The following is a 20,060-nucleotide window of genomic DNA, read 5'->3' on the forward strand; positions in this document are numbered from 1 at the left end:
ACAGTTTTGTATTGGTGTGGGGGAGCTCTAGATGCATGTTTTAATCACCGGTGCGTCCGGATTTGTAGGCAGTCGATTGGTCGAAGTCCTAAAGAAAAAAGATGGCGTCAAGGTGACCGGTGCTGTACGTCGCCAGGCTGTTGAGCATCAAAATGGGATCAAACAGATCAACGTTGGCGAGCTTTCCCCGGTGACGGATTGGGCTGAAGCGCTTGCGGGCGTTGACGTGGTTATCCATGCGGCTGCCCGTGTTCATGTGATGAATGACGCTGAGTCTGATCCGCTGGCGGTGTTTCGTAAGGTCAATGTCGAGGGGACGTTGAATTTGGCTCGTCAGGCAGTTGCAAATGGGGTCGGTCGATTCATTTTTATCAGTTCTATCAAGGTAAATGGTGAGGCAACGGTACCTGGAAAACCGTTTACTGCAGAAGATATACCAGCGCCGCTTGATCCCTATGGTGTTTCTAAAATGGAAGCTGAGGCCGGCCTGAGGGACATCGCTGCAAACAGCCGTATGGAGGTCGTCATAATTCGTCCGGTTTTGGTATATGGGCCGGGCGTAAAAGCAAATTTTTTGAACATGATGCGCTGGTTGGATAAAGGGGTTCCTCTGCCTTTTGGCTCAATTTTTAATCGTCGTAGCTTGGTTGCGCTGGATAATCTTGTAGACCTTGTCATCACCACTACCACACATCCGGCGGCAGCCAATCAAACATTTTTAGTGAGCGATGGAGAGGACCTGTCTACAACTCAACTATTACGTAGAATGGCGACAGCGTTAAATAAAAAAGCTTTGCTTTTGCCAATTCCTAGCGCGTTTTTGAGTACTGGCGCAAGTCTGTTGGGTAAAAAGTCTCTGTCGCAGCGCTTATGTGGGTCGCTACAGGTCGACATTAGTAAGACGTGCTCATTGTTGTCTTGGAGACCGCCGGTTACTGTTGATCACGCTTTGGGTCTTGCAGCCTCATACTATCTGGAAACAAAAAACTAATGACTAGTTGGTGGTTGGTGCTCATTGCCGTTGTTCTGTCTCTCGTTTTGACTGCCGTGTTACGCCGATATGCTTTGGCTAAAAGTATTATTGATATTCCCAACGCACGCAGTTCCCATTCTGTGCCCACTCCCCGTGGTGGCGGAGTAGCGATTGTACTTACCTTTCTTCTCACACTCCCGCTTCTGGTTATAGCAGAGCTTGCTCCGCTACCGTCTGTTATTGCTCTAGGTGGGGCCGGGGCGCTGGTCGCGTTAATTGGTTTTATGGACGACCATGGTCATATTGCAGCCAGATGGCGTTTGTTGGGGCACTTTCTGGGCGCCGGCTGGGCACTATTCTGGTTGGGGGGGCTGCCACAGATTACGATCTTTGGCTTAGAAGTGAATCTTCAATGGTTTGGTCAGTTTATCGCTATTTTGTATCTTGTATGGATGCTCAACTTATACAACTTCATGGATGGTATCGATGGAATTGCGAGTATCGAGGCTATCAGTGCGTGTCTGGGAGCTTGTTTGCTCTATTGGCTGGCTGGTTTTGAAGGTTTGATATGGCTTCCAATGCTTCTAGCTGCAGCTGTGGCTGGATTTTTGTTCTGGAATTTCCCGCCAGCACGCATTTTTATGGGCGATGCAGGCAGTGGATTTTTGGGTATCACCCTCGGAGTTCTTTCGATTCAGGCTGCATGGGCTTCTTCCCAATTGTTTTGGGGATGGTTGATTCTAATTGGAGTGTTTGTTGTTGATGCAACCTTCACGTTGATCCGTCGCCTTGTGCGTGGGGATAAGGTGTATGAAGCACACCGCAGCCATGCGTACCAGTTTGCCAGTAGGCGATTTGGCCGGCATTTGCCAGTTACCCTGGCTGTAGCGGGCATCAACCTCTTTTGGCTACTCCCTCTCTCTTTTTGTGTCGTATACCTCGGGCTGGACGGCGCTTTCGGTCTGATTGTGGCGTACGTGCCGCTTATTGGTCTCGCTCTGAAGTTCAATGCCGGCGCGCTAGAGCAGCCGGTTGGGAGCTAGGCCCCAATAGGTCAAATTTTTAGTGAACCATGATGTATTTAAAAACGTAGAATATCAGCTTTGAAAACTAGGGGAGAGGTCTGAGGTGGGTGAGAGGGCTATGGATAGGTTGCGAGCATTCTTGGTGGGTTTGCCACGTCGAAAGAAACGATTAATTCAGGTCGGGACCGACACGTTCGTCGTGTGGGCGGCTTTATGGCTTGCTTTCGTCGTTCGCCTTGGGGTGGACGAGATGGTCAATCCCTTTCGCGATCATTTCTGGCTATTTGTTGCCGCACCTATAGTTGCCATCCCGTTGTTCGTGCGCTTCGGAATGTATCGGGCGGTCATGCGCTACTTTGGTAACGATGCCCTCATCGCCATTATCAAGGCTGTGAGCCTGTCTTCTCTTATTCTTGGTGTATTGGTGTACTGGTATAGCAATCACCAGACCGTCGTCCCACGCTCCATCATTTTCAATTACTGGTGGCTCAGTCTTATTATGGTTGGCGGGCTGCGACTGGCTATGCGCCAATATTTTTTGGGGGACTGGTTTGCAGCAGCACAGCACGTGCCATTTACCAATCGTGAAGACGGCCTACCCAGAGTCGCCATCTATGGCGCTGGTGCCGCTGGCAATCAATTGGTTGCCGCGTTGCGCATGGGGCGAGTGATGCGCCCAGTTGCGTTTATCGACGACGATACCAGCATTTCCGATCGTGTCATTTCCGGATTGCAAGTTTATAAGCCAAAACACATCCAACATATGATCGACGTAACGGGAGCTCAGGAGATTTTACTCGCGATCCCTTCCTCCAATCGCGCACGTCGCCGGGAAATACTTGGTTTCCTTGAAGGCTTTCCATTGCATGTGCGAAGTGTCCCTGGCTTTATGGATCTCGCTAGCGGCAGGGTCAAAGTGGATGATATTCAAGAAGTGGATATTGCTGACCTTTTGGGCCGTGACGCAGTGCCCGCCCAAGCTGAATTGCTCGAACATTGTATTAAAGGGCAATGTGTTCTGGTGACGGGAGCAGGCGGTTCTATCGGCTCTGAATTGTGCAGACAGATTATTGCCCTGCGTCCGATAACACTTCTACTATTTGAGCACAGCGAATTCAATCTCTACAGTATTCTTTCGGAGCTCGAACAGCGTATTACTCGTGAGTCGCTACCCGTAAAGGTACTTCCAATCCTCGGTTCGGTACGTAATCAGCTGAAGCTGCTGGATGTTTTTAAAACATGGCGTGTAGACACTGTATACCATGCTGCGGCTTATAAACATGTGCCTATGGTTGAACATAATATTGCAGAAGGTGTATTAAACAATGTTATTGGTACACTGAATACCGCCCAAGCCGCTCTTCAGGCGGGCGTGGCCAACTTTGTTTTAATTTCTACCGATAAAGCAGTGCGTCCAACTAACGTGATGGGTAGCACCAAGCGCCTAGCCGAGTTAACGCTCCAAGCTCTTAGTCACGAGCCGGCCCCGGTGCTGTTTGGCGATAAGTCGAACGTGTCACGAGTTAATAAAACGCGTTTCACCATGGTACGTTTTGGCAATGTGCTCGGCTCTTCCGGTTCCGTGATTCCGCTGTTTTATAAACAAATCAAGTCGGGAGGACCATTAACGGTTACCCACCCCAAGATCACGCGTTACTTCATGACCATACCAGAGGCTGCCCAGTTGGTAATCCAAGCTGGTTCCATGGGGCTCGGCGGGGATGTGTTCGTGCTGGATATGGGGGAGCCGGTAAAAATCGTTGAACTGGCGGAGAAAATGATTCATCTCTCCGGTCTGAGTGTGCGCTCAGAAAAAAATCCTCATGGCGATATCGCAATCGAGTTTTCCGGGTTGCGCCCAGGAGAAAAGCTATACGAAGAGCTGCTGATTGGTGACAACGTTGCGGCGACACAACACCCGATGATCATGAGTGCCAATGAAGATTACTTGCCGTGGGATATACTTAAAGCTAAGTTGACGGAGCTGCTTGCTTCAGTAGATCAGGATGATTACGCACGGGTTCGTCAGCTGCTGCGTGACACCGTCAGCGGATACGCGCCTGACGGCGAAATTGTTGACTTGATCTATCAGCAACGTCGGCTCGAACCCTGACTATCTTCACGCCTTTTCTGCATCAGTTCTACTGAGTAGTGTCTTTAGGAAAGGAGATGCTACTCTGCGGTTTTCAGATTACGGTCAACCAGTTGCCGACAAAGGTCACCTGGCGCCATAGGCGAATTGTTATCCTGATTGGATGAGAGGCATCGGATAAGGCCCTTTGCTTTGTTTGATATCTGGACCTCAACCGGTCGGGCTTTGGGCAGTTGTTTTTTGAGAGAGTTGCAAATGACGTTTTTTCCTTGTTTTTTATCAGTGGTATTCGTCATTCGAAACAGATCAGATGAAGTCGAGCAGTTCCTTTGTGACGCAGCGTCTGTAATTGCCTCCATCGTCAGCGATTACGAGTTAATCGTTGTAGACAACGCTTCCAATGATGACAGTATTCGCGTTTTAAAGCGCCTGACCAGTGAAACTGGATTAGCGAATTTGCAAATCTATGCGTTGACCAAGGAGGTGGATGCAGATACAGCGTCTTGGGTTGGCTTGGAAAATGCGTTGGGCGATTTCGTTGCGGTGATTGATCCATTATCTGATGATATTCGGTTTATCCCTCAGATGCTCGATCAGGCGGTCAATGGCGCTGATGTGGTATTTGCAAATAATGCACAAAAACATAAGCAAAGTTTTGCTTATCGTTGGGCCAACACTGCATTTCATAGTCTTTATAACCGGTTTAATGGTGTGCACTTGGCTCGAGAAGCCCCTCAGTATCGTCTTCTCAGCAAAAGAGTAATCAACTTTATTCTTCAGCATCCGCAACCTGCAATTACCTATCGACATCTCCCAGCGACGGGAGGCTTTGCCCGTGCCTATTTGGATTATAGTTCCACACCCGCAGCCTCTACACCAAAGCGTTTAGGAGATAGTATTGATAGAGGGATGCGCTTATTAGTGTCGACCACCCGTGCTCCCATGCGATTGGTGACGTCATTGTCATTGTTTGGAGCGCTGGCTAACCTTGCGTACTGTGTGTATGTCGTTTGTATCGCTATATTTAAAACAGATGTAGCGCCCGGATGGATAAGTTTCTCGCTGCAGTTGTCGGGTATGTTTTTCCTAACCTCGCTGGTCTTGCTAGTGTTGGGTGAATATATTTTGAATATGGCGAGTTTATCAAACGAAGGGCCGCTGTATCATGTGGGGCAAGAGTTTACGAGTGCACGTATTACCCGTTTTGATAAGTTGAACTTAGAAGAAGTGGTGTCAGGAATTTCGGCGTCCGAACCTACATCAAATGTTAGTCCTTCATGACACATCTCCACCAGGATGCCGTCATCATCGGTGGAGGGTTCTACGGTGCCGCAATTGCTATTTATCTTGTAAAGCAGAAAGGGTTTAAGCATGTTGTGCTGATTGAGCGCGAGGCCGCTTTATTAACACGGGCGTCTTACAATAACCAAGCACGCGTCCACAATGGTTATCACTACCCAAGAAGTTTCACTACTGCCTACCGCAGTCGAATAAATTTTCCGAAATTTGTTCGGGATTGGCCTCAGGCGATAAATCAAGACTTTACTAAACTGTATGCTATTTCACGTAGAAACTCTAAAGTGACATCCAGGCAGTTTGAGCGATTTTGTCGTGAGATAGGTGTCGAGTTTAGGGCAGCGGACCCCATGTTGCGTACATTATTTGAGCCTCGCTTGATTGAAAGTGTATACGTCGTCAACGAATATGCATTTGATACTCTCAAGCTTGCGAGCTGGGCTGCGCGAGAGCTAGCGGAGAACGGTGTTTCAGTTCGTTGTAATACTCATGCGTTGACTATTTCGAAAGGTCGGGAGACGCCGTTGCAGGTGGGCGTTCGCACTAACTCGGGTACAGAACAACTCATCCAGAGCCGTTATGTTTTCAACTGTACATATAGTGGCCTTAATCAGTTTGCTGGTGATTTTTCTGGGATTCAGAGTAGCCTTAAGCAAGAAATAACTGAAATGGCGTTGATGAAAATGCCAGATTCACTATGTGGATTGGGGGTTACGGTTATGGATGGCCCCTTTTTTTCAATCATGCCGTTTCCTGCTCGGGGCCTGCACACGTTGTCCCATGTCCGTTATACGCCGCATCAGCACTGGTGTGATCAGCCAGACCTTGATCCTTATGAAAAGCTGCGGAGTTACCATAAAACCAGCAGAGTCGAGCGTATGGTGCGGGACGTTGCTCGCTATATGCCAGATGTTTGGCGGGCAACCTATCAAGAATCATTGTTTGAGATAAAAACTGTTCTTGCTAAAAATGAAAGTGACGATGGGCGGCCGATTCTCTTTGAGAGGCACACCACGTTACCTGGCTGCTACTCGATCCTCGGCGGTAAAATTGACAATATTTATGATGTCTTGGAGAGGTTGAATGAAGTTGTTTAGCGCGTCGGACGACCACGCTGTTTCTCATGCGGCTGATCTTAACGATTATACTTTGGCTGATCGTTTGGCGGAATTTGATGGCCACTTAGACGTCATGAAGCTTGTAACATATCCGCTGCGAAAGCCGCTAGTTAAATTTTCAAGTATTAGCACTTATATTATATTTGCACTTAAGCTTTTTGGGTTTTACGTTATGTTTAGCCTTGAATTGTTGATTGTTAATCAGCCGGCAGGTGCCAATTGAATGCATTGATTGGTTGTTCAGGATTTGTGGGTAGCACTTTGCTAAAACAAAGTTCTTTCGAATATTCCTATCGATCTACAACGATTGGAGAAATCGAAGATAAAAAATTCAATGTGGTCGTCTGTGCAGGAGCTCCAGCTCAGAAGTGGATCGCTAATAAAGATTCTCAAGGTGACCGTCGTACGATTGAAGGGCTGATTGCACACCTGAAAACTATTCAATGTAAAATGTTCATTCTAATTAGTACTGTCGACGTTTTTCGAGATCCGCTGGGTGTTGATGAAGATACTGTCGTTGAGGAGGACGGATTGCATGCTTACGGCCTCAATCGCCGCGCCTTAGAGAAATTTGTCGAGAGTCAATTTTCTAATCATTTGATTGTTCGATTGCCCGGCTTGGTGGGCCCGGGCCTGCGCAAAAATGTTATTTACGATCTATTGAATTATAATAATCTTACCGAAATTGATAGCCGTGGAGTATTCCAATTCTACCCAATGGTCAATCTTTGGTCTGATATTGAGAAAGCCGTCGCCGCCCGGCTGAAGTTGGTTCACTTGACGGCTGAACCGGTCAGTGTGAGTGAGATTGCGTCCCTTGGGTTTGGTAAGCATTTTTCTAACATGACGGCTAGTTCTCCCGCAGTTTATGATTTCCAAAGCAAACACGCGGATGTATTTGACGGGCAAGGCCGTTATCAATATAGCTCGCGTGAGGTTCTTCTCGCCATCAGAGCGTATGCGCAATCAGAGCCCGTGACTATTACATCGAGGTAACTATGAGGCTCGCGGTTTCTAATATTGCTTGGGACGTTTCAGAAGACGAGGCCATTGCGGCGCTTCTACACCGCTATGCAATTGATGCTATTGATATCGCACCCGGAAAGTACTTCCCCAACCCAATTGATGCAACCACGGCTGATATTTTTCGAGTCAAAAAGTGGTGGGCTGATCGAGATATCGAAATCACCGGCATGCAGGCGCTGTTGTTTGGGACCACTGGGTTGAATGTGTTTGGCACCGGGGAGGACAGAGCCAAATTACAGACACATCTAGCAGCGGTTTGCCGTATAGGAGCAGAGTTGGGAGCCTCCCGAGTGGTGTTTGGCTCCCCCAAGAATCGTGATCGTACGGGGCTAGATGATGCGCAGGCGGCGGCGATAGCATTACCTTTTTTTCGAAAGTTAGCAGATGTCGCGCAAGCACTAGGAGTAACAGTCTGTCTTGAGCCAAACCCCGAGCATTATGGCGCAAATTTTATGACTGACAGTTCTAGCACCGCCGCAGTGGTTAAGCAACTGGCACATCCCGCACTCCGGATGCAATTGGATACTGGCGCTTTGACGATTAATGGCGAGGATCCCCGAGTGGTCCTGCATGATTATGCGGCGTTGATCGGTCATGTGCACCTCAGTGAACCCGATTTGGTACCTTTGGGTGATGGTGATACAGCACACCAGCTGATATCTCGGGTTCTGAGCCAGTACTTGCCAGAGCATGTGTTGACCATTGAGATGGTTGCGACGACCAGTGAGCCACATGAGGTTTCTATTGAGCGTTCCATACAAGTCGCGCAGCAACATTATCATAACTTGCGAACTGGAGCTGATGTATGAGCGCTAAATGGTTCATTTTGATTTTTGGAATACTCTCCAATGCATCTGCTAGTGTTTTGATAAAAATGGCGATGATGCCACCAAGAAAGTTTCCCTCTCTAAGCGATCCTATTGCTGCCCTGAGTAACTGGCCATTTTGGCTTGGGTTGTCATTGTATGGCGGCGCATTTCTATTTTACGCGAGTGCTCTTGCACGTCTTCCTTTGAATGTCGCTCATCCGGTTTTGACAGCCGGGGCTATTGCTACTGTCGCATTGTTTTCTGTCTTTTTTTTTCGTGAGTCCTTTCATTGGACGACAGTGGCGGGGATTGTACTAGTTATCATTGGGGTTGGTTTGATCACTGTTCGTGTGTCTTGAAGGTATATAACATCATGAGTACTCCAGATAATGTTTCATCTGTTTGTGAGCATTGGGTGGTGCCTGCTTATAATATTCAACTTTGGCTTGGTCGTCAGCATCCCTGCTGTGTAATCATTCCAGTGATCAATGAGGGGGAACGGATTAAAAATATGTTGAATAAGATGCATGCGCTTAATATATCGGGTGCTGCTGACATTATTATCGTCGATGGTGGGACTACTGATGGTTCACTCGGTGTATCTGCTTTACAACAGTTGAGTGTAAGAGGGCTCTTGCTTAAAACCTCTGCAGGAAAGCTCAGCGCGCAGCTTCGTTGCGCCTATGCTTTCGCGCTCGAACAAGGGTATGAAGGTATCGTAACCATTGACGGGAATGATAAGGACGATCCGAGTGCCATCCCTGATTTTATCAATGCATTAAAAAACGGGATAGACTTCGTGCAAGCCTCGCGATTTGTCGTGGGTGGCGTCGCTGAGAATACTCCTAAATTACGAGATTTTGCCATTCGATTTGTTCATGCGCCGATGCTTAGTCTGTTTTCCGGGTTTAAATGGTCCGACACAACTCAAGGCTTCAGAGCGTATAGCCGTAGACTGCTGGAAGATCCGAGAGTCTCTATTTTTCGTGATGTTTTCGTGACATATGAGCTTTTGGCTTATCTTTCATATAGAGCCCCTAAACTAGGTTATCGTTGCATTGAGCTGGCTACCGCCAGGCGTTATCCCGAGGGAGAGGTGCCAACGAAAATCAGCAGCGTGAAAGGTAATTTATCGATCTTATTCGTGTTATTTAAAACGTGTTTTGGTCGTTATAACCCTTGAGTTTTCAGGGGCGACTTTTAGGCCTTCATGAACGCAGCTGGACTGGGAGTGTCCCAGCACATGATGATCAGTGCTGGGTTTCGTAGTGTATTTAGACTTCCTTGGGTTTTTTTTGTTTGACAGGTTTTTTTGAATGTATATTTACAAGTATTAAGAAGGATACGCTTGCTATGAAGCACATCCAATATGCGTATCTAAAGTCCGCAGCAGGTGTTATGGGGAAGTAGCTGAGCATATAGCTCAACCCTGAGAAAGGGAGCAGCCAAAGGGCGGCTCCCTTGGGATCCTTACATAAAGTTAGCATCACCACCAAGCTTAAGCTGATTAAGATCCATGTGTATGGTTTAAATAGCTCCGGCACTATATCTTGGGAGGTTGTGATGTATTGTTCTACTAAGTGTTTCGAAGCCGACTCTTCGCGATTGCCTGAACTTGCCGTGAACGGCTGATTCTTGACGCTGAATTCGCTGTAATAATAAGGTGCCATCGATGGTGCACGAATGAGATTGAGAAAAGCATTCAGCCGAAAGTTTGCATAAGTCGAAAAATGCAGCGGGATATTTGCTAGCCACACAGCCTTCAACTCTGCATAGTGTACTCTAGTGATTTCGGTGAATTTTTCGTCGGATAGGCAGAATGCGGCTCCGATCTCGTGGGCGTGAAGGTAGTCACAGCTTTTGATGGTTTCCATTTCTTCTCTATTCAAAAAGCTGACGGGTATATCTACTCCTTGCAATTTAAGGGCTATGACATCGTCAAATAAAACGTAGCTAACCGGGTTGGCTTTTTTGGCATTTAACAAGGCGCTTGCTGACAAATGTGCTATCACGATTGTCACAATGCCAACAATCATAAATCCAAGCAGGCTTTTTTTAGAGCTGACCTTGAAGATGCTTGCACATAGAAATGCCATTAAAAACACTCCGGCGCTGAGCGAGTTGGAGCGAACGAGTGATCCATAAAGAAATAAAATTATCACCAAGGCGGCTGCAAGCACGGGAAATTTTTTCTGATCTCTGAAATAAATACATATCGCAATGGAAAGCCCCCATGAGTAGGCCATTCCAACATCTTTCCAAATCGTAAACTGAAAATTCATTACCCAGGGAAGTAGGGGGAGAATCAAGAATAAAAAACCAAACCTATGTCCTTCTCGGATACTCCATTTGAAGAGTAATAGCGAAGTACCCCATAACAAAGTAAAATGGAAAATCAGCATGGCGCCTGGGCCATCGCTTAAATTAAGAAAGAGGCTCCAGAGAAAAGCCATCGTCGGAGGCTGCCAGTCGGTATACGTGCCTGTCCGAGCTTGTCTGAGTTGATCTAGACTGTCCCAAGTCATGGCCCCAGGATAAAGAGCGGTAAGTGAATATATCGAGACGATAATCGAGGCGAGCCCCATCAGATTAAGATAGCGGTTATTCACAAACAGATAATCCAATAGTGAAAGTATTTCATGCATTTTAGCAGTTATCTAGCTTCGATACTTGAAAATGACTAGTGATTTTACCTTCAAGGCTATGTTGTTAGAAAATGATCGAATCAGGATCGGATAGTCAGGCTGTAGGCAAGCATGCAACGTTCCCGGCGCTGTGATCTGCTCCTACACGAATTGACGGGGGAACAGGCTGTATGCACTGAAGCGACGATACATACTTAGCAATGCTCTGCTTTTTGACATGCGCGCCACATCATCTAAGTTTGGAGAGCAGCTTCGGATTGGCTGCCTTTCTTATGATGTCATGGAGTATATCGATTATGTATAACGCTGTTTTTTCTGCACTTTTTCTTGCGTTTCTAACCAGTGCTACCTCATTGGCGTACGCGGTCCCTGCCTCCAAGGCCGAGAGCGCTGTCTCTATTGCGGTTCAGTCTGGCGGCACCCAACAGTCCGTCAAAGTCAAACTCAATTCGGCCGACGCGGAGACCTTGAGGCGCGACCTATTTGGTATCGGCGCCTCCAAGGCTAAAGCGATTGTCGCTTACCGCGAGAGCAATGGCCCATTCACAGTGGTCGATGAGTTACTGGAAGTTAAAGGTATTGGCAAGGCACTTCTGGAAAAAAATCGCGATCGTTTGGAAGTTAATTAAGAAACCTTAGGTAAAAAAGGCCGGTCATTGACCGGCTTTTCTGTCTATAAATTTTCATGTTACAGCGCGCTGCAATCAGCACATGTGTTGCTAGCTTGGCATTCTGGTGCGCTACGCGGCGATATCATTACTCCCTACTGGCATCGACATGCGGCTACTTCGTCACGTCGAAAACGGACGGAAGCTCTTCGCTGATGATGAGGAGCGCACATAGCTACCTCGCGAGCGATTGAAAATTTTAACGGCGTCGCACTTTTTACTCCACCTGGCGTTATTGGCATGAAACGTGATCCCGTTTTGGCCAATGATTGTTCAACAATCTCGAGGTGGATATGTCACTCAGTTTGTCTTTAGCGGACCAGATCGTGCGGGAGCTGCGCGCTGACATCATCGGTGGGCGGTTATCTCCGGGTATGTCGTTGATCGAGATGGATCTGGTCAAGGGATATAACGCATCGCGCAATACGATTCGTGAGGCGTTGCATCGCTTGAGTCAGGAAAGGCTCACACGTTATGTGCGCAACAAGGGTGTGATGGTTCGGCGCGTGGAGCGAAAGGATGTGCATGATCTGTTTATGGTCCGCCGCACTCTGGAGTTGCAGGCGATTGCTCAGAGTCGCGCGCTGACAAATTCCCAATCCGAGTGTATGCAGAGTTCCATTGAAGCGGCGGGTTTGGCCTGCGAGCGAGAGGACTGGCGGGCCGTTGCTACGCACAGCCTAGTATTCCACCAACAGATTGTCGGGCTTATGTGCAGTACCTTGTTCGATGATTTTTTTGCCCAGATTATTGCTCAGTTGCGCCTGATGTTTTGTGCGGCGCCCAACGAGCAGTGTTTTCAGCTACCTTGGCTGGAACGGGACCAAGAGATCTACACGTTATTAGTTGGTAACAATAAGCTGGCCGCCTGAGAGGCGATGAGCCTGTACCTGGACGATTCCGAACGCCTTTCCCTTGCCTTGTTTGATCACCCTTGAAGGAGGGTTGCCCCATGTACAAAGACTACCCAGCTGCTTACCAAGTCAGCAAAGGCTCTGCGCTGCAAGTCGATACGGCGTTCTATGAGCGTATTCGGGACCGGGCCGGCCAGCGTACGCTGATCGAACAGTTCGAGGTGTCAATTCGGACGGGGAGGGCGTGGAAGGTGCCGGCCGGGCATGTGTTCCGTGTCACTACGCCGGTGGGGCCGCAGGTGGGTGACTTCAACGTGTGGAACGCCAATGACCCGCGCGAACGTCTGTGGGCGGCGCGTACGAGGCAATTGCAGGGCGCCCATGTCAGCACCCACGACCGGTTATGGTCCAACCTGCCATTTTTAAGACCTCTGGTAACGATCACCGATGACAGTCTGGCCAGCTATGGCATCGATGAACATGGCGGTCGTTTGCATGATCTGCTAGGCACGCGCTGCGATCCGTATGTGAACCGCATGCTGACGGGCGAGGACTTCCATCATCATTGCCACTCCAACCTCACTCGTGCGGTATTGCCCCACGGCCTGACGGAATTCGATGTGCATGACGTGCTGAATATTTTCCAGTGCACCGGGCTCAATCATGACGACATGTACTTCATGAAGGCTTGCCCGGCACAGAAGGGCGACTACCTGGAGTTCTTCGCCGAGATCGATCTGCTGTGCGCATTGTCGACTTGCCCTGGCGGAGATCTTTCGCTGCCGATGTGGGGGCCGGACGCGCAGGACCCGTTGACGGTGTGCCGTCCGCTGGGGGTCGAAATCTACCGGTTGGAGGATGAGTTATTGGACGGCTGGAGCCAGCCTGAGCGTGCTGCCTACAAAGGGCAGCACGGTTTGCACATTGCCAAGGCGGCCTGGGAGTAAACCGGCTTAGCGATCCTGCGCATCCTTGGCGTCCGCCTGGGCGTTGCGTTCGGCCACGCGTTTACGTTGTTCGTCGGTAAGTTCCACCTTGTTGGCGCTGTCACGCAGCATCAGCAGCCCACCGACGATCGACCCGATCGCTACCACTAAAATCAACCACGCATACCACGGCATAAGGCTCTCCTTGAGGCGGACTATCGTGGGAGAATTTTCCCACAGTAGTACCGCTTTGAGTCACGGGCATTCTGAGTAGTTCAGTGTAGGCCCGTTCCGCCTCAATATCTCAGAGCCCGGTCAACATCGCATCCGCCGGTGCGTCGGCACGGTCCTGTGCGGTCATCTGGAAGTACACGAACCCCACCAGCATGAAACCCAGGAAGATCAAGCCGATCAGCGCATTGAACCAGGCCATGGCCACCAGGCATACCACGGCCAGCACCAGCGCAATGCCCGGCACGATGGGATAGCCCGGCGCGCGGAACGTACGTTCCAGCAGTGGCTCGGTATTGCGCAGCTTGAACAGGCTGAGCATGCTCATGATGTACATCACGATGGCACCGAACACCGCCATGGTGATCATGGCCGCTGTCAGTGTCATGCCGCCCAGGTTGATCAGGCCATCGCTGTAGATGGCGGCGATGCCGACCACGCCACCGGCGATGATCGCCCGGTGCGGTGTCTGAAAACGCGACAGTTTGGCCAGGAAGGACGGCAAGTAGCCCGCACGCGCCAAGGCAAAGAACTGACGCGAGTAGCCGAGGATGATGCCGTGGAAACTGGCCACCAGCCCGAACAGGCCGATCCAGACCAGCATGTGCAGCCAGCCCGAACCGTTACCGACCACGGCCTTCATGGCTTGGGGCAGCGGGTCGTTGATGTTCGACAGCGCACGCCAGTCGCCCACGCCGCCGGCAAAGAACATCACGCCCATGGCCAGGATCACCAGCGTCAGGATGCCGCTGATGTAGGCCTTCGGGATGGTGCGTTTCGGATCTTTCGCCTCCTCGGCCGCCATGGCGGCACCTTCAATAGCCAGGAAGAACCAGATGGCGAAGGGGATCGCCGCGAACATCCCGGCAATCGCCGGCGCGCCGAAGGTGTCCGCACCGGCCCAGCCATTGAGGGCAAAGTTGCTGAAGCTGAATGCCGGCGCGACCACGCCCATGAAGACCAGCAATTCGGCGACTGCGAGTACACACACCACCAGTTCGAACGTGGCAGCGAGCTTCACCCCGAGAATGTTGAGGCCCATGAACACGATGTAGGCACCGACGGCTGCGTGTTTCGGGTCCAGTGCGGGGAACTGCACATTCAGGTAAGCACCGATGGCCAAGGCGATGGCGGGGGGCGCAAACACAAACTCGATCAAGGTCGCGAGGCCGGCGATCAAGCCGCCTTTTTCACCAAAGGCGCGGCGGCTGTAGGCAAACGGCCCACCGGCATGGGGGATGGCAGTCGTCAGCTCGGTGAAGCTGAAGATAAAGCAGGTGTACATCGCCGCGACCATCAGCGACGTCACCAGAAACCCCAGCGTGCCTGCCACGCCCCAGCCGTAGCTCCAGCCAAAATACTCGCCGGATATCACCAGGCCGACCGCGATGCCCCACAGGTGCAAGGTGCCCAAAGTGGGTTTGAGTTGTGTGTTCATTATGGGGTGCTCCCTGAACTGGTTGGAATGATTCAAGGTGTTGCAGCGGCCATGCCAGCCCACGCAACCGTGTCGTAAAGACACGCGACTGTCGTCGGGGGAACGGTTTGGCGTTTGAAAGTCGCTGGAGTTGCACCAGCAAAGTGCGGCAGAGACTCGACTGGCGCTTTCGCGAGCAAGCCCGCTCCCACACTTCACCGAGGTTCATCAGAAAATACGCGGTCAAGTGTGGGAGCGGGCTTACTCGCGAAGAGGCCCTCCCAGCCCCTGTAAACCTCCTGTAAAGCCACTCTTTACGCCGTCTTTACGCCCCACCCACGCCCTCGGTCTCGTTCCTTTACGCCGCTCCTGCGGACAATTGCCTCACACGCGGCAATCGCCGCAAAACGGAGAGACTTCCATGAGCGTTCTGGACGCGGTGTCACTGCTATTGGCCGTGGCACTGTTCATTTATCTGCTGGTTGCGCTGTTACGCGCGGATCGGAACTAGGAGCGGGCTATGCACAGTTATGACTATTGGCTGATCATCGCCTTTTTTGCCGTGGTGCTGGTGCCGGCGCCGTTCCTGGGGCGGTTCTACTACAAGGTGATGGAAGGCCAGCGCACGTGGTTGAGCCCGGTTCTGGCGCCGGTGGAAAAAGCCTGCTATCGCCTGTCGGGCGTCGACGAGCACCAGGAGCAAAGCTGGCAGAAGTACACGCTGGCGCTGATCGCGTTCAACCTGGCCGGTTTTGTGTTGCTGTTCGCGATCCTGCTGTTCCAGGACTACCTCCCACTGAACCCGCAGAAATTGCCGGGGCAGGAGTGGACGCTGGCCTTCAACACCGCGGTCAGTTTCATGACCAATACCAACTGGCAGAACTACAGCGGCGAAGCGTCCCTGAGCTACCTCAGCCAGATGGTCGGCCTGACCGTGCAGAACTTCGTCAGCGCCGCCACCGGCCTGGCCGTCCTGGTCGCGCTCTGCCGCGGTATCGGTCGCAAGTCCACCAAGACCTTGGGTAACTTCTGGGTCGATATGACCCGCGCCACCCTCTATGGCCTGTTGCCCTTGTGCCTGGTGCTTGCGCTGTTCCTGGTATGGCAGGGCGTACCGCAGACCTTCGCGCATTACGTGGACGCCGTGACCCTGCAAGGCGTGGATCAAGTGATTCCGCTGGGCCCTGCGGCCAGCCAGATTGCGATTAAACAATTGGGCACCAACGGCGGCGGTTTCTTCGGCGTCAACTCCGCCCATCCCTTCGAAGACCCGACTGCCTGGGCCAACCTGTTCGAATTGGCCGCGATCATCCTGATCCCCGTGGCACTGGTGTTCACCTTCGGTCACTACGTCAAGGACCTGCGCCAGAGCCGCGCGATCCTGGGTTGCATGCTGGCCCTGTTCCTGATTGGTGGCGCGACTTCGCTGTGGGCCGAATACCAGCCCAACCCGACCCTGAGCAACCCGGCGGTTGAGCAAACCGCACCACTGGAAGGTAAAGAAGCGCGCTTCGGCACCACCGGCACCGTGCTGTGGTCGGTGACCACCACGGCGGCGTCCAACGGTTCGGTCAACGGCATGCAAGACAGCCTCAATCCCCTGAGCGGGATGGTGGCGCTGGTCAACATGATGGTCGGCGAAGTGATCTTCGGCGGCGTCGGCGCGGGCATGTACGGCATGTTGCTCAACGTGTTGATCGCGGTCTTCCTCGCCGGCCTGATGATCGGCCGTACTCCCGAATACCTGGGCAAGAAGCTGCAGGCCAAGGAAGTGCAATTGCTCGTCGTGACCCTGCTGGTGATGCCGGTGGGTGTGCTGGTACTCGGCGCTATCGCCGCCAGCCTGCCCGGCCCGGCCGGTGCCATCAGTAACCCAGGGCCGCACGGGTTCAGCCAGTTGCTGTATGCCTATACCTCGGCCAGCGCCAACAACGGCTCGGCGTTCGGCGGTTTCAGTGGCAACACCGCGTTCCATAACCTGATGTTGGGCCTGGGCATGTTGATCGGCCGCTTCGGCTACATCCTCCCGGTACTGGCCCTGGCCGGCAGCCTGGCGATGAAGAAGACCGCGCCGATCGGCCAGAACAGCTTCCCCACCCACGGCCCGCTGTTCGTGACGTTGTTGACCGTGACCATCTTGCTGGTGGGCGGCCTGACTTTCCTGCCGACACTGGCGTTGGGCCCCATCGCCGAACACTTGAGCATGGGCTTCTGATAAGGGATATGACAATGAATATGCCTGCAAAAAATGCGGCTTCCGTAGCCACCCAGGAACCCGCCAAAACCGCCATCTCCGACCTGTGGCGCCCGGCGCTGGGCAAGGCTTTCGTCAAGCTGGACCCACGGCAGCTGCAACGCTCTCCGGTCATGCTGGTGGTTGAACTGACCGCCATCCTGACGACCGTGTTGTGCTTCGTGCCCGACACCGCCGTGCCGACCTTTGTCGCCGTGCAAATCGCGGTGTGGCTGTGGTTCACCGTGTTGTTCGCCAACTTCGCCGAAGCCTTGGCCGAAGGTCGCGGCAAGGCCCGCGCCGACAGCCTCAAGGCCGGCAGTGAAGGTCTGAGCGCACGGCGTAAAGAGACCGATGGCAGTTTCAAGGTGGTGCCGGCCACCAGCCTGCGTAAAGGCGACGTGGTCCGCGTTGCCGCCGGGGAAATGATCCCCGGTGACGGCGAGGTCATCGAAGGGATTGCGGCGGTCAACGAAGCGGCGATCACGGGCGAATCCGCGCCGGTGATCCGCGAGTCCGGCGGCGACCGTTCGGCCGTCACCGGCAACACCCGGCTGGTGTCGGACTGGTTGCTGATCCGCATCAGCGCCAACCCCGGTGAGTCGACCCTGGATCGTATGATCGCCCTCGTGGAAGGCGCCAAACGTCAGAAAACCCCCAACGAAGTCGCGTTGGACATTTTGCTGATCGGCCTGACCCTGATCTTCCTGTTGGTGGTGGTGACCCTGCAGCCGTTCGCTCACTTCGCCAATGGCAGCTTGCCGCTGGTGTTCCTGGTCGCACTGCTGGTGACGCTGATTCCTACCACCATTGGTGGGCTGTTGTCGGCCATCGGTATCGCCGGCATGGACCGCCTGGTGCGCCTCAACGTGATTGCCAAGTCCGGGCGTGCCGTGGAAGCGGCGGGGGATGTACACGTATTGCTGCTGGATAAGACCGGCACCATCACGTTCGGCAACCGTCGTTGCGCGGCAGTGCTCGCAGCGCCTGGCGTCAGCGGCCGGGACCTGGCCGAAGGTGCTTTGCTGGCGTCGCTGGCGGACGACACGGCCGAAGGCAAGTCCATCGTCGAATACCTGCGCGCCCTGCACCCCCAGGCGGAGCCGACCCTGGATCAACTGACCGCCGTGCCGTTCAGTGCCGAAACCCGTTTATCGGGTGTCGACTACCAGGGCCGTGTGTACCGCAAAGGTGCCGTGGATTCGCTGCTGGCATTCATTGGCCAACAACGTCGTGATCTGCAACCGGCACTGTCCCGCGAAATCGACAAGATTGCCCAGAGCGGCGGCACACCGCTGCTGGTGTGCGCCGATGGCAAATTGCTGGGTGCGATCCATCTCAAGGACGTGGTCAAGCCTGGCATCCGCGAGCGTTTCGCAGAGTTGCGCAAACTGGGCATCCGCACGGTGATGGTCACCGGCGACAACCCGCTGACCGCCGCCGCGATTGCCGCCGAGGCGGGTGTGGACGACGTGCTGGCCGAAGCCACGCCGGAGAAGAAACTTGCCCGCATTCGCCACGAACAGAACGACGGCCGGTTGGTGGCGATGTGCGGTGACGGCGCCAACGATGCCCCGGCACTGGCCCAGGCCGACGTCGGCATGGCGATGAATGATGGCACCCAGGCCGCTCGCGAAGCCGCCAACATGGTCGACCTCGACAGCGACCCGACCAAGCTGCTGGACGTGGTACAGATTGGCAAGGAATTGCTGGTCACCCGTGGTGCGTTGACCACCTTTTCCATCGCCAACGACGTGGCCAAGTATTTCGCGATCCTGCCGGCGCTGTTTGCCGCGATCTACCCGCAGTTGGGCGTGCTCAACGTCATGCACTTGCAGAGCCCGCAAAGCGCGATTCTCTCGGCCATCGTGTTCAACGCGCTGATCATCGTGGTGCTGATTCCGCTGGCGCTGCGCGGTGTGCGCGTGCAGGCGGCAAGTGCGGCGGCGCTGTTGCGGCGCAACCTGCTGATCTATGGGCTGGGCGGGATTCTGGTGCCGTTCGTGGGTATCAAGGCGATCGACATGCTGTTGACCGCACTGCACTTGGTGTAACCCACCCCACTGGTTTGTCGATTTATTGAGGATGTGAAGATGACTAACATGATCCGCCCGGCCCTGAGCCTGCTGGTACTCATGACCCTGATCACTGGCGTGGCTTACCCCTTGGTCGTCACCGGTGTCGCCCAGGTGGCGTTTCCCGACCAGGCCAATGGCAGCCTGGTGCGCGATGATAGCGGCAAGGTGCGCGGCTCCAGCCTGATCGCACAGGACTTTACCGGTGACAGCTGGTTCCATCCGCGCCCGTCGGCCGGTGCCTTTGCGACGGTGTCCAGCAGCGCCAGCAACCTGGGCCCAAGCAACCCGGCGCTGGCGACGCGCATTTTTGACGACGCGAATAAACAGTGGGTGCCCAGCCAGGGCCCGGTCCCTCTGGCATCGCTGACTACCTCCGGCAGCGGTCTTGATCCACACTTGCCACCGCAGGCAATTGCCTATCAACTGGCGCGGGTGGCGGCCGCGCGGAATGTGCCGGTCTCGACCTTGCAGCGGTTGTTGGATGAACATATCGAAAGCCCGTTGGTGGGGCCGCCGGTGGTTAATGTATTGGCACTGAACATGGCCCTGGAAAAACTCTGATCCCGTGTGGGAGGGGGCTTGCTCCCGATAGCGGTGTCTCAGCTACAGATAGTGCAACTGACCCACCGCTATCGGGAGCAAACCCCCTCCCACCGTTGATCTTCATCG

The 20,060-nt window shown here is 53.0% G+C and carries 19 protein-coding genes and 1 pseudogene; 17 read left to right on the forward strand and 3 right to left on the reverse strand.

Translation table 11 applies throughout. The features are described 5' to 3' along the window. Nucleotides 1-31 precede the first annotated feature (31 nt). From JBE38_RS19220 to JBE38_RS19265, 10 genes are all read left to right on the forward strand, one after another. Nucleotides 32-991 (forward strand): UDP-glucose 4-epimerase family protein, encoded by a 960-nt coding sequence (locus tag JBE38_RS19220; RefSeq protein WP_090366074.1) that lies wholly within the window; start codon nt 32-34, stop codon nt 989-991. After that, entirely contained in the window at nt 991-2,016 is a 1,026-nt protein-coding gene (locus JBE38_RS19225) for an MraY family glycosyltransferase (protein WP_090366072.1), read from the forward strand. Before JBE38_RS19220 ends, JBE38_RS19225 begins: the two co-directional genes overlap by 1 nt. A 100-nt stretch (nt 2,017-2,116) precedes the next feature. Beyond that, nucleotides 2,117-4,111, forward strand: a complete 1,995-nt coding sequence (locus JBE38_RS19230) for a polysaccharide biosynthesis protein (RefSeq protein WP_205344897.1) — start codon at nt 2,117-2,119, stop codon at nt 4,109-4,111. 234 nt (nt 4,112-4,345) lie between these two features. After that, the gene (locus JBE38_RS19235; RefSeq protein WP_205344898.1) at nt 4,346-5,371 is read left to right on the forward strand and encodes a glycosyltransferase; all 1,026 of its coding nucleotides are present in this window, start codon (nt 4,346-4,348) and stop codon (nt 5,369-5,371) included. Continuing rightward, on the forward strand, nt 5,368-6,483 hold the full coding sequence (locus JBE38_RS19240) for an NAD(P)/FAD-dependent oxidoreductase (RefSeq protein ID WP_205344899.1): 1,116 nt from the start codon (nt 5,368-5,370) through the stop codon (nt 6,481-6,483). The genes JBE38_RS19235 and JBE38_RS19240 overlap by 4 nt, the downstream gene beginning before the upstream one ends. Beyond that, entirely contained in the window at nt 6,470-6,727 is a 258-nt protein-coding gene (locus JBE38_RS19245) for a hypothetical protein (RefSeq protein WP_205344900.1), read from the forward strand. The genes JBE38_RS19240 and JBE38_RS19245 overlap by 14 nt, the downstream gene beginning before the upstream one ends. Then, on the forward strand, nt 6,724-7,500 hold the full coding sequence (locus JBE38_RS19250; protein WP_205344901.1) for an NAD(P)-dependent oxidoreductase: 777 nt from the start codon (nt 6,724-6,726) through the stop codon (nt 7,498-7,500). The genes JBE38_RS19245 and JBE38_RS19250 overlap by 4 nt, the downstream gene beginning before the upstream one ends. A gap of 2 nt (nt 7,501-7,502) precedes the next feature. Then, nucleotides 7,503-8,339, forward strand: a complete 837-nt coding sequence (locus JBE38_RS19255; RefSeq protein WP_205344902.1) for a sugar phosphate isomerase/epimerase family protein — start codon at nt 7,503-7,505, stop codon at nt 8,337-8,339. Then, nucleotides 8,336-8,698, forward strand: a complete 363-nt coding sequence (locus tag JBE38_RS19260; RefSeq protein ID WP_090366061.1) for a DMT family transporter — start codon at nt 8,336-8,338, stop codon at nt 8,696-8,698. Before JBE38_RS19255 ends, JBE38_RS19260 begins: the two co-directional genes overlap by 4 nt. A gap of 14 nt (nt 8,699-8,712) precedes the next feature. Further along, nucleotides 8,713-9,522, forward strand: a complete 810-nt coding sequence (locus JBE38_RS19265) for a glycosyltransferase family 2 protein (RefSeq protein ID WP_090366060.1) — start codon at nt 8,713-8,715, stop codon at nt 9,520-9,522. Nucleotides 9,523-9,613: 91 nt separating this feature from the next. Here the strand turns inward: JBE38_RS19265 and JBE38_RS19270 are convergent, their stop codons facing one another. Beyond that, nucleotides 9,614-10,948 carry a hypothetical protein gene (locus JBE38_RS19270; protein ID WP_205344903.1) on the reverse strand — a complete coding sequence of 445 codons (1,335 nt, stop codon included), beginning with the start codon at nt 10,946-10,948 and terminating at the stop codon, nt 9,614-9,616. A 332-nt stretch (nt 10,949-11,280) separates the two neighbouring features. Between JBE38_RS19270 and JBE38_RS19275 the strand changes: the two genes are divergently transcribed. The 3 genes and pseudogenes from JBE38_RS19275 (at nt 11,281) to JBE38_RS19285 (ending at nt 13,453) form a co-directional block, all read left to right on the forward strand. Further along, on the forward strand, nt 11,281-11,613 hold the full coding sequence (locus JBE38_RS19275) for a ComEA family DNA-binding protein (RefSeq protein ID WP_090366057.1): 333 nt from the start codon (nt 11,281-11,283) through the stop codon (nt 11,611-11,613). A gap of 332 nt (nt 11,614-11,945) precedes the next feature. Continuing rightward, nucleotides 11,946-12,590: pseudogene (locus JBE38_RS19280) on the forward strand (GntR family transcriptional regulator). Between the two features lie 14 nt (nt 12,591-12,604). Next, nucleotides 12,605-13,453, forward strand: a complete 849-nt coding sequence (locus tag JBE38_RS19285; RefSeq protein ID WP_205344905.1) for an urea carboxylase-associated family protein — start codon at nt 12,605-12,607, stop codon at nt 13,451-13,453. Nucleotides 13,454-13,459: 6 nt separating this feature from the next. On the opposite strand, the gene JBE38_RS19290 is transcribed toward JBE38_RS19285, so the two are convergent. Next, on the reverse strand, nt 13,460-13,627 hold the full coding sequence (locus JBE38_RS19290; RefSeq protein ID WP_008437727.1) for a DUF2897 family protein: 168 nt from the start codon (nt 13,625-13,627) through the stop codon (nt 13,460-13,462). 109 nt (nt 13,628-13,736) lie between these two features. Further along, complete coding sequence (gene eat, locus JBE38_RS19295; protein ID WP_205344906.1) at nt 13,737-15,101, reverse strand: ethanolamine permease; 1,365 nt, start codon at nt 15,099-15,101, stop codon at nt 13,737-13,739. Nucleotides 15,102-15,501: 400 nt separating this feature from the next. On the opposite strand from eat, the gene kdpF reads away from it, so the two are divergent. Genes kdpF through kdpC form a run of 4 tightly spaced genes read left to right on the forward strand, consistent with a single transcriptional unit; the run spans nt 15,502 to nt 19,952 of the window. Further along, nucleotides 15,502-15,591, forward strand: a complete 90-nt coding sequence (gene kdpF / locus JBE38_RS19300) for a K(+)-transporting ATPase subunit F (protein ID WP_057703805.1) — start codon at nt 15,502-15,504, stop codon at nt 15,589-15,591. A 9-nt stretch (nt 15,592-15,600) separates the two neighbouring features. Further along, nucleotides 15,601-17,295 carry a potassium-transporting ATPase subunit KdpA gene (gene kdpA, locus JBE38_RS19305; RefSeq protein WP_104995878.1) on the forward strand — a complete coding sequence of 565 codons (1,695 nt, stop codon included), beginning with the start codon at nt 15,601-15,603 and terminating at the stop codon, nt 17,293-17,295. A 14-nt stretch (nt 17,296-17,309) separates the two neighbouring features. Next, nucleotides 17,310-19,367 (forward strand): potassium-transporting ATPase subunit KdpB, encoded by a 2,058-nt coding sequence (kdpB, locus tag JBE38_RS19310; RefSeq protein WP_205344907.1) that lies wholly within the window; start codon nt 17,310-17,312, stop codon nt 19,365-19,367. Between the two features lie 39 nt (nt 19,368-19,406). Beyond that, a complete protein-coding gene (gene kdpC / locus JBE38_RS19315; RefSeq protein WP_090366052.1) occupies nt 19,407-19,952 on the forward strand; it encodes a potassium-transporting ATPase subunit KdpC in 546 nt (181 codons plus the stop codon). Nucleotides 19,953-20,060 lie beyond the last annotated feature (108 nt).

Origin of the sequence: Pseudomonas sp. ICBG1301 (assembly GCF_016918385.1) — a bacterium.
In the GTDB taxonomy this organism is placed as follows: Bacteria; Pseudomonadota; Gammaproteobacteria; order Pseudomonadales; family Pseudomonadaceae; genus Aquipseudomonas; species Aquipseudomonas palleroniana.

Bases quoted from the DNA above. Each gene is read 5' to 3' on its own strand.
- JBE38_RS19290 (WP_008437727.1), bottom strand. From the start codon at position 13,627: ATGCCGTGGTATGCGTGGTTGATTTTAGTGGTAGCGATCGGGTCGATC.
- JBE38_RS19245 (WP_205344900.1), top strand. From the start codon at position 6,470: ATGAAGTTGTTTAGCGCGTCGGACGACCACGCTGTTTCTCATGCGGCT.
- kdpB (WP_205344907.1), top strand. From the start codon at position 17,310: ATGAATATGCCTGCAAAAAATGCGGCTTCCGTAGCCACCCAGGAACCC.
- kdpA (WP_104995878.1), top strand. From the start codon at position 15,601: ATGCACAGTTATGACTATTGGCTGATCATCGCCTTTTTTGCCGTGGTG.
- JBE38_RS19230 (WP_205344897.1), top strand. From the start codon at position 2,117: ATGGATAGGTTGCGAGCATTCTTGGTGGGTTTGCCACGTCGAAAGAAA.
- kdpF (WP_057703805.1), top strand. From the start codon at position 15,502: ATGAGCGTTCTGGACGCGGTGTCACTGCTATTGGCCGTGGCACTGTTC.
- JBE38_RS19285 (WP_205344905.1), top strand. From the start codon at position 12,605: ATGTACAAAGACTACCCAGCTGCTTACCAAGTCAGCAAAGGCTCTGCG.
- kdpC (WP_090366052.1), top strand. From the start codon at position 19,407: ATGACTAACATGATCCGCCCGGCCCTGAGCCTGCTGGTACTCATGACC.
- eat (WP_205344906.1), bottom strand. From the start codon at position 15,101: ATGAACACACAACTCAAACCCACTTTGGGCACCTTGCACCTGTGGGGC.
- JBE38_RS19235 (WP_205344898.1), top strand. From the start codon at position 4,346: ATGACGTTTTTTCCTTGTTTTTTATCAGTGGTATTCGTCATTCGAAAC.
- JBE38_RS19220 (WP_090366074.1), top strand. From the start codon at position 32: ATGCATGTTTTAATCACCGGTGCGTCCGGATTTGTAGGCAGTCGATTG.
- JBE38_RS19255 (WP_205344902.1), top strand. From the start codon at position 7,503: ATGAGGCTCGCGGTTTCTAATATTGCTTGGGACGTTTCAGAAGACGAG.
- JBE38_RS19260 (WP_090366061.1), top strand. From the start codon at position 8,336: ATGAGCGCTAAATGGTTCATTTTGATTTTTGGAATACTCTCCAATGCA.
- JBE38_RS19275 (WP_090366057.1), top strand. From the start codon at position 11,281: ATGTATAACGCTGTTTTTTCTGCACTTTTTCTTGCGTTTCTAACCAGT.
- JBE38_RS19265 (WP_090366060.1), top strand. From the start codon at position 8,713: ATGAGTACTCCAGATAATGTTTCATCTGTTTGTGAGCATTGGGTGGTG.
- JBE38_RS19240 (WP_205344899.1), top strand. From the start codon at position 5,368: ATGACACATCTCCACCAGGATGCCGTCATCATCGGTGGAGGGTTCTAC.
- JBE38_RS19225 (WP_090366072.1), top strand. From the start codon at position 991: ATGACTAGTTGGTGGTTGGTGCTCATTGCCGTTGTTCTGTCTCTCGTT.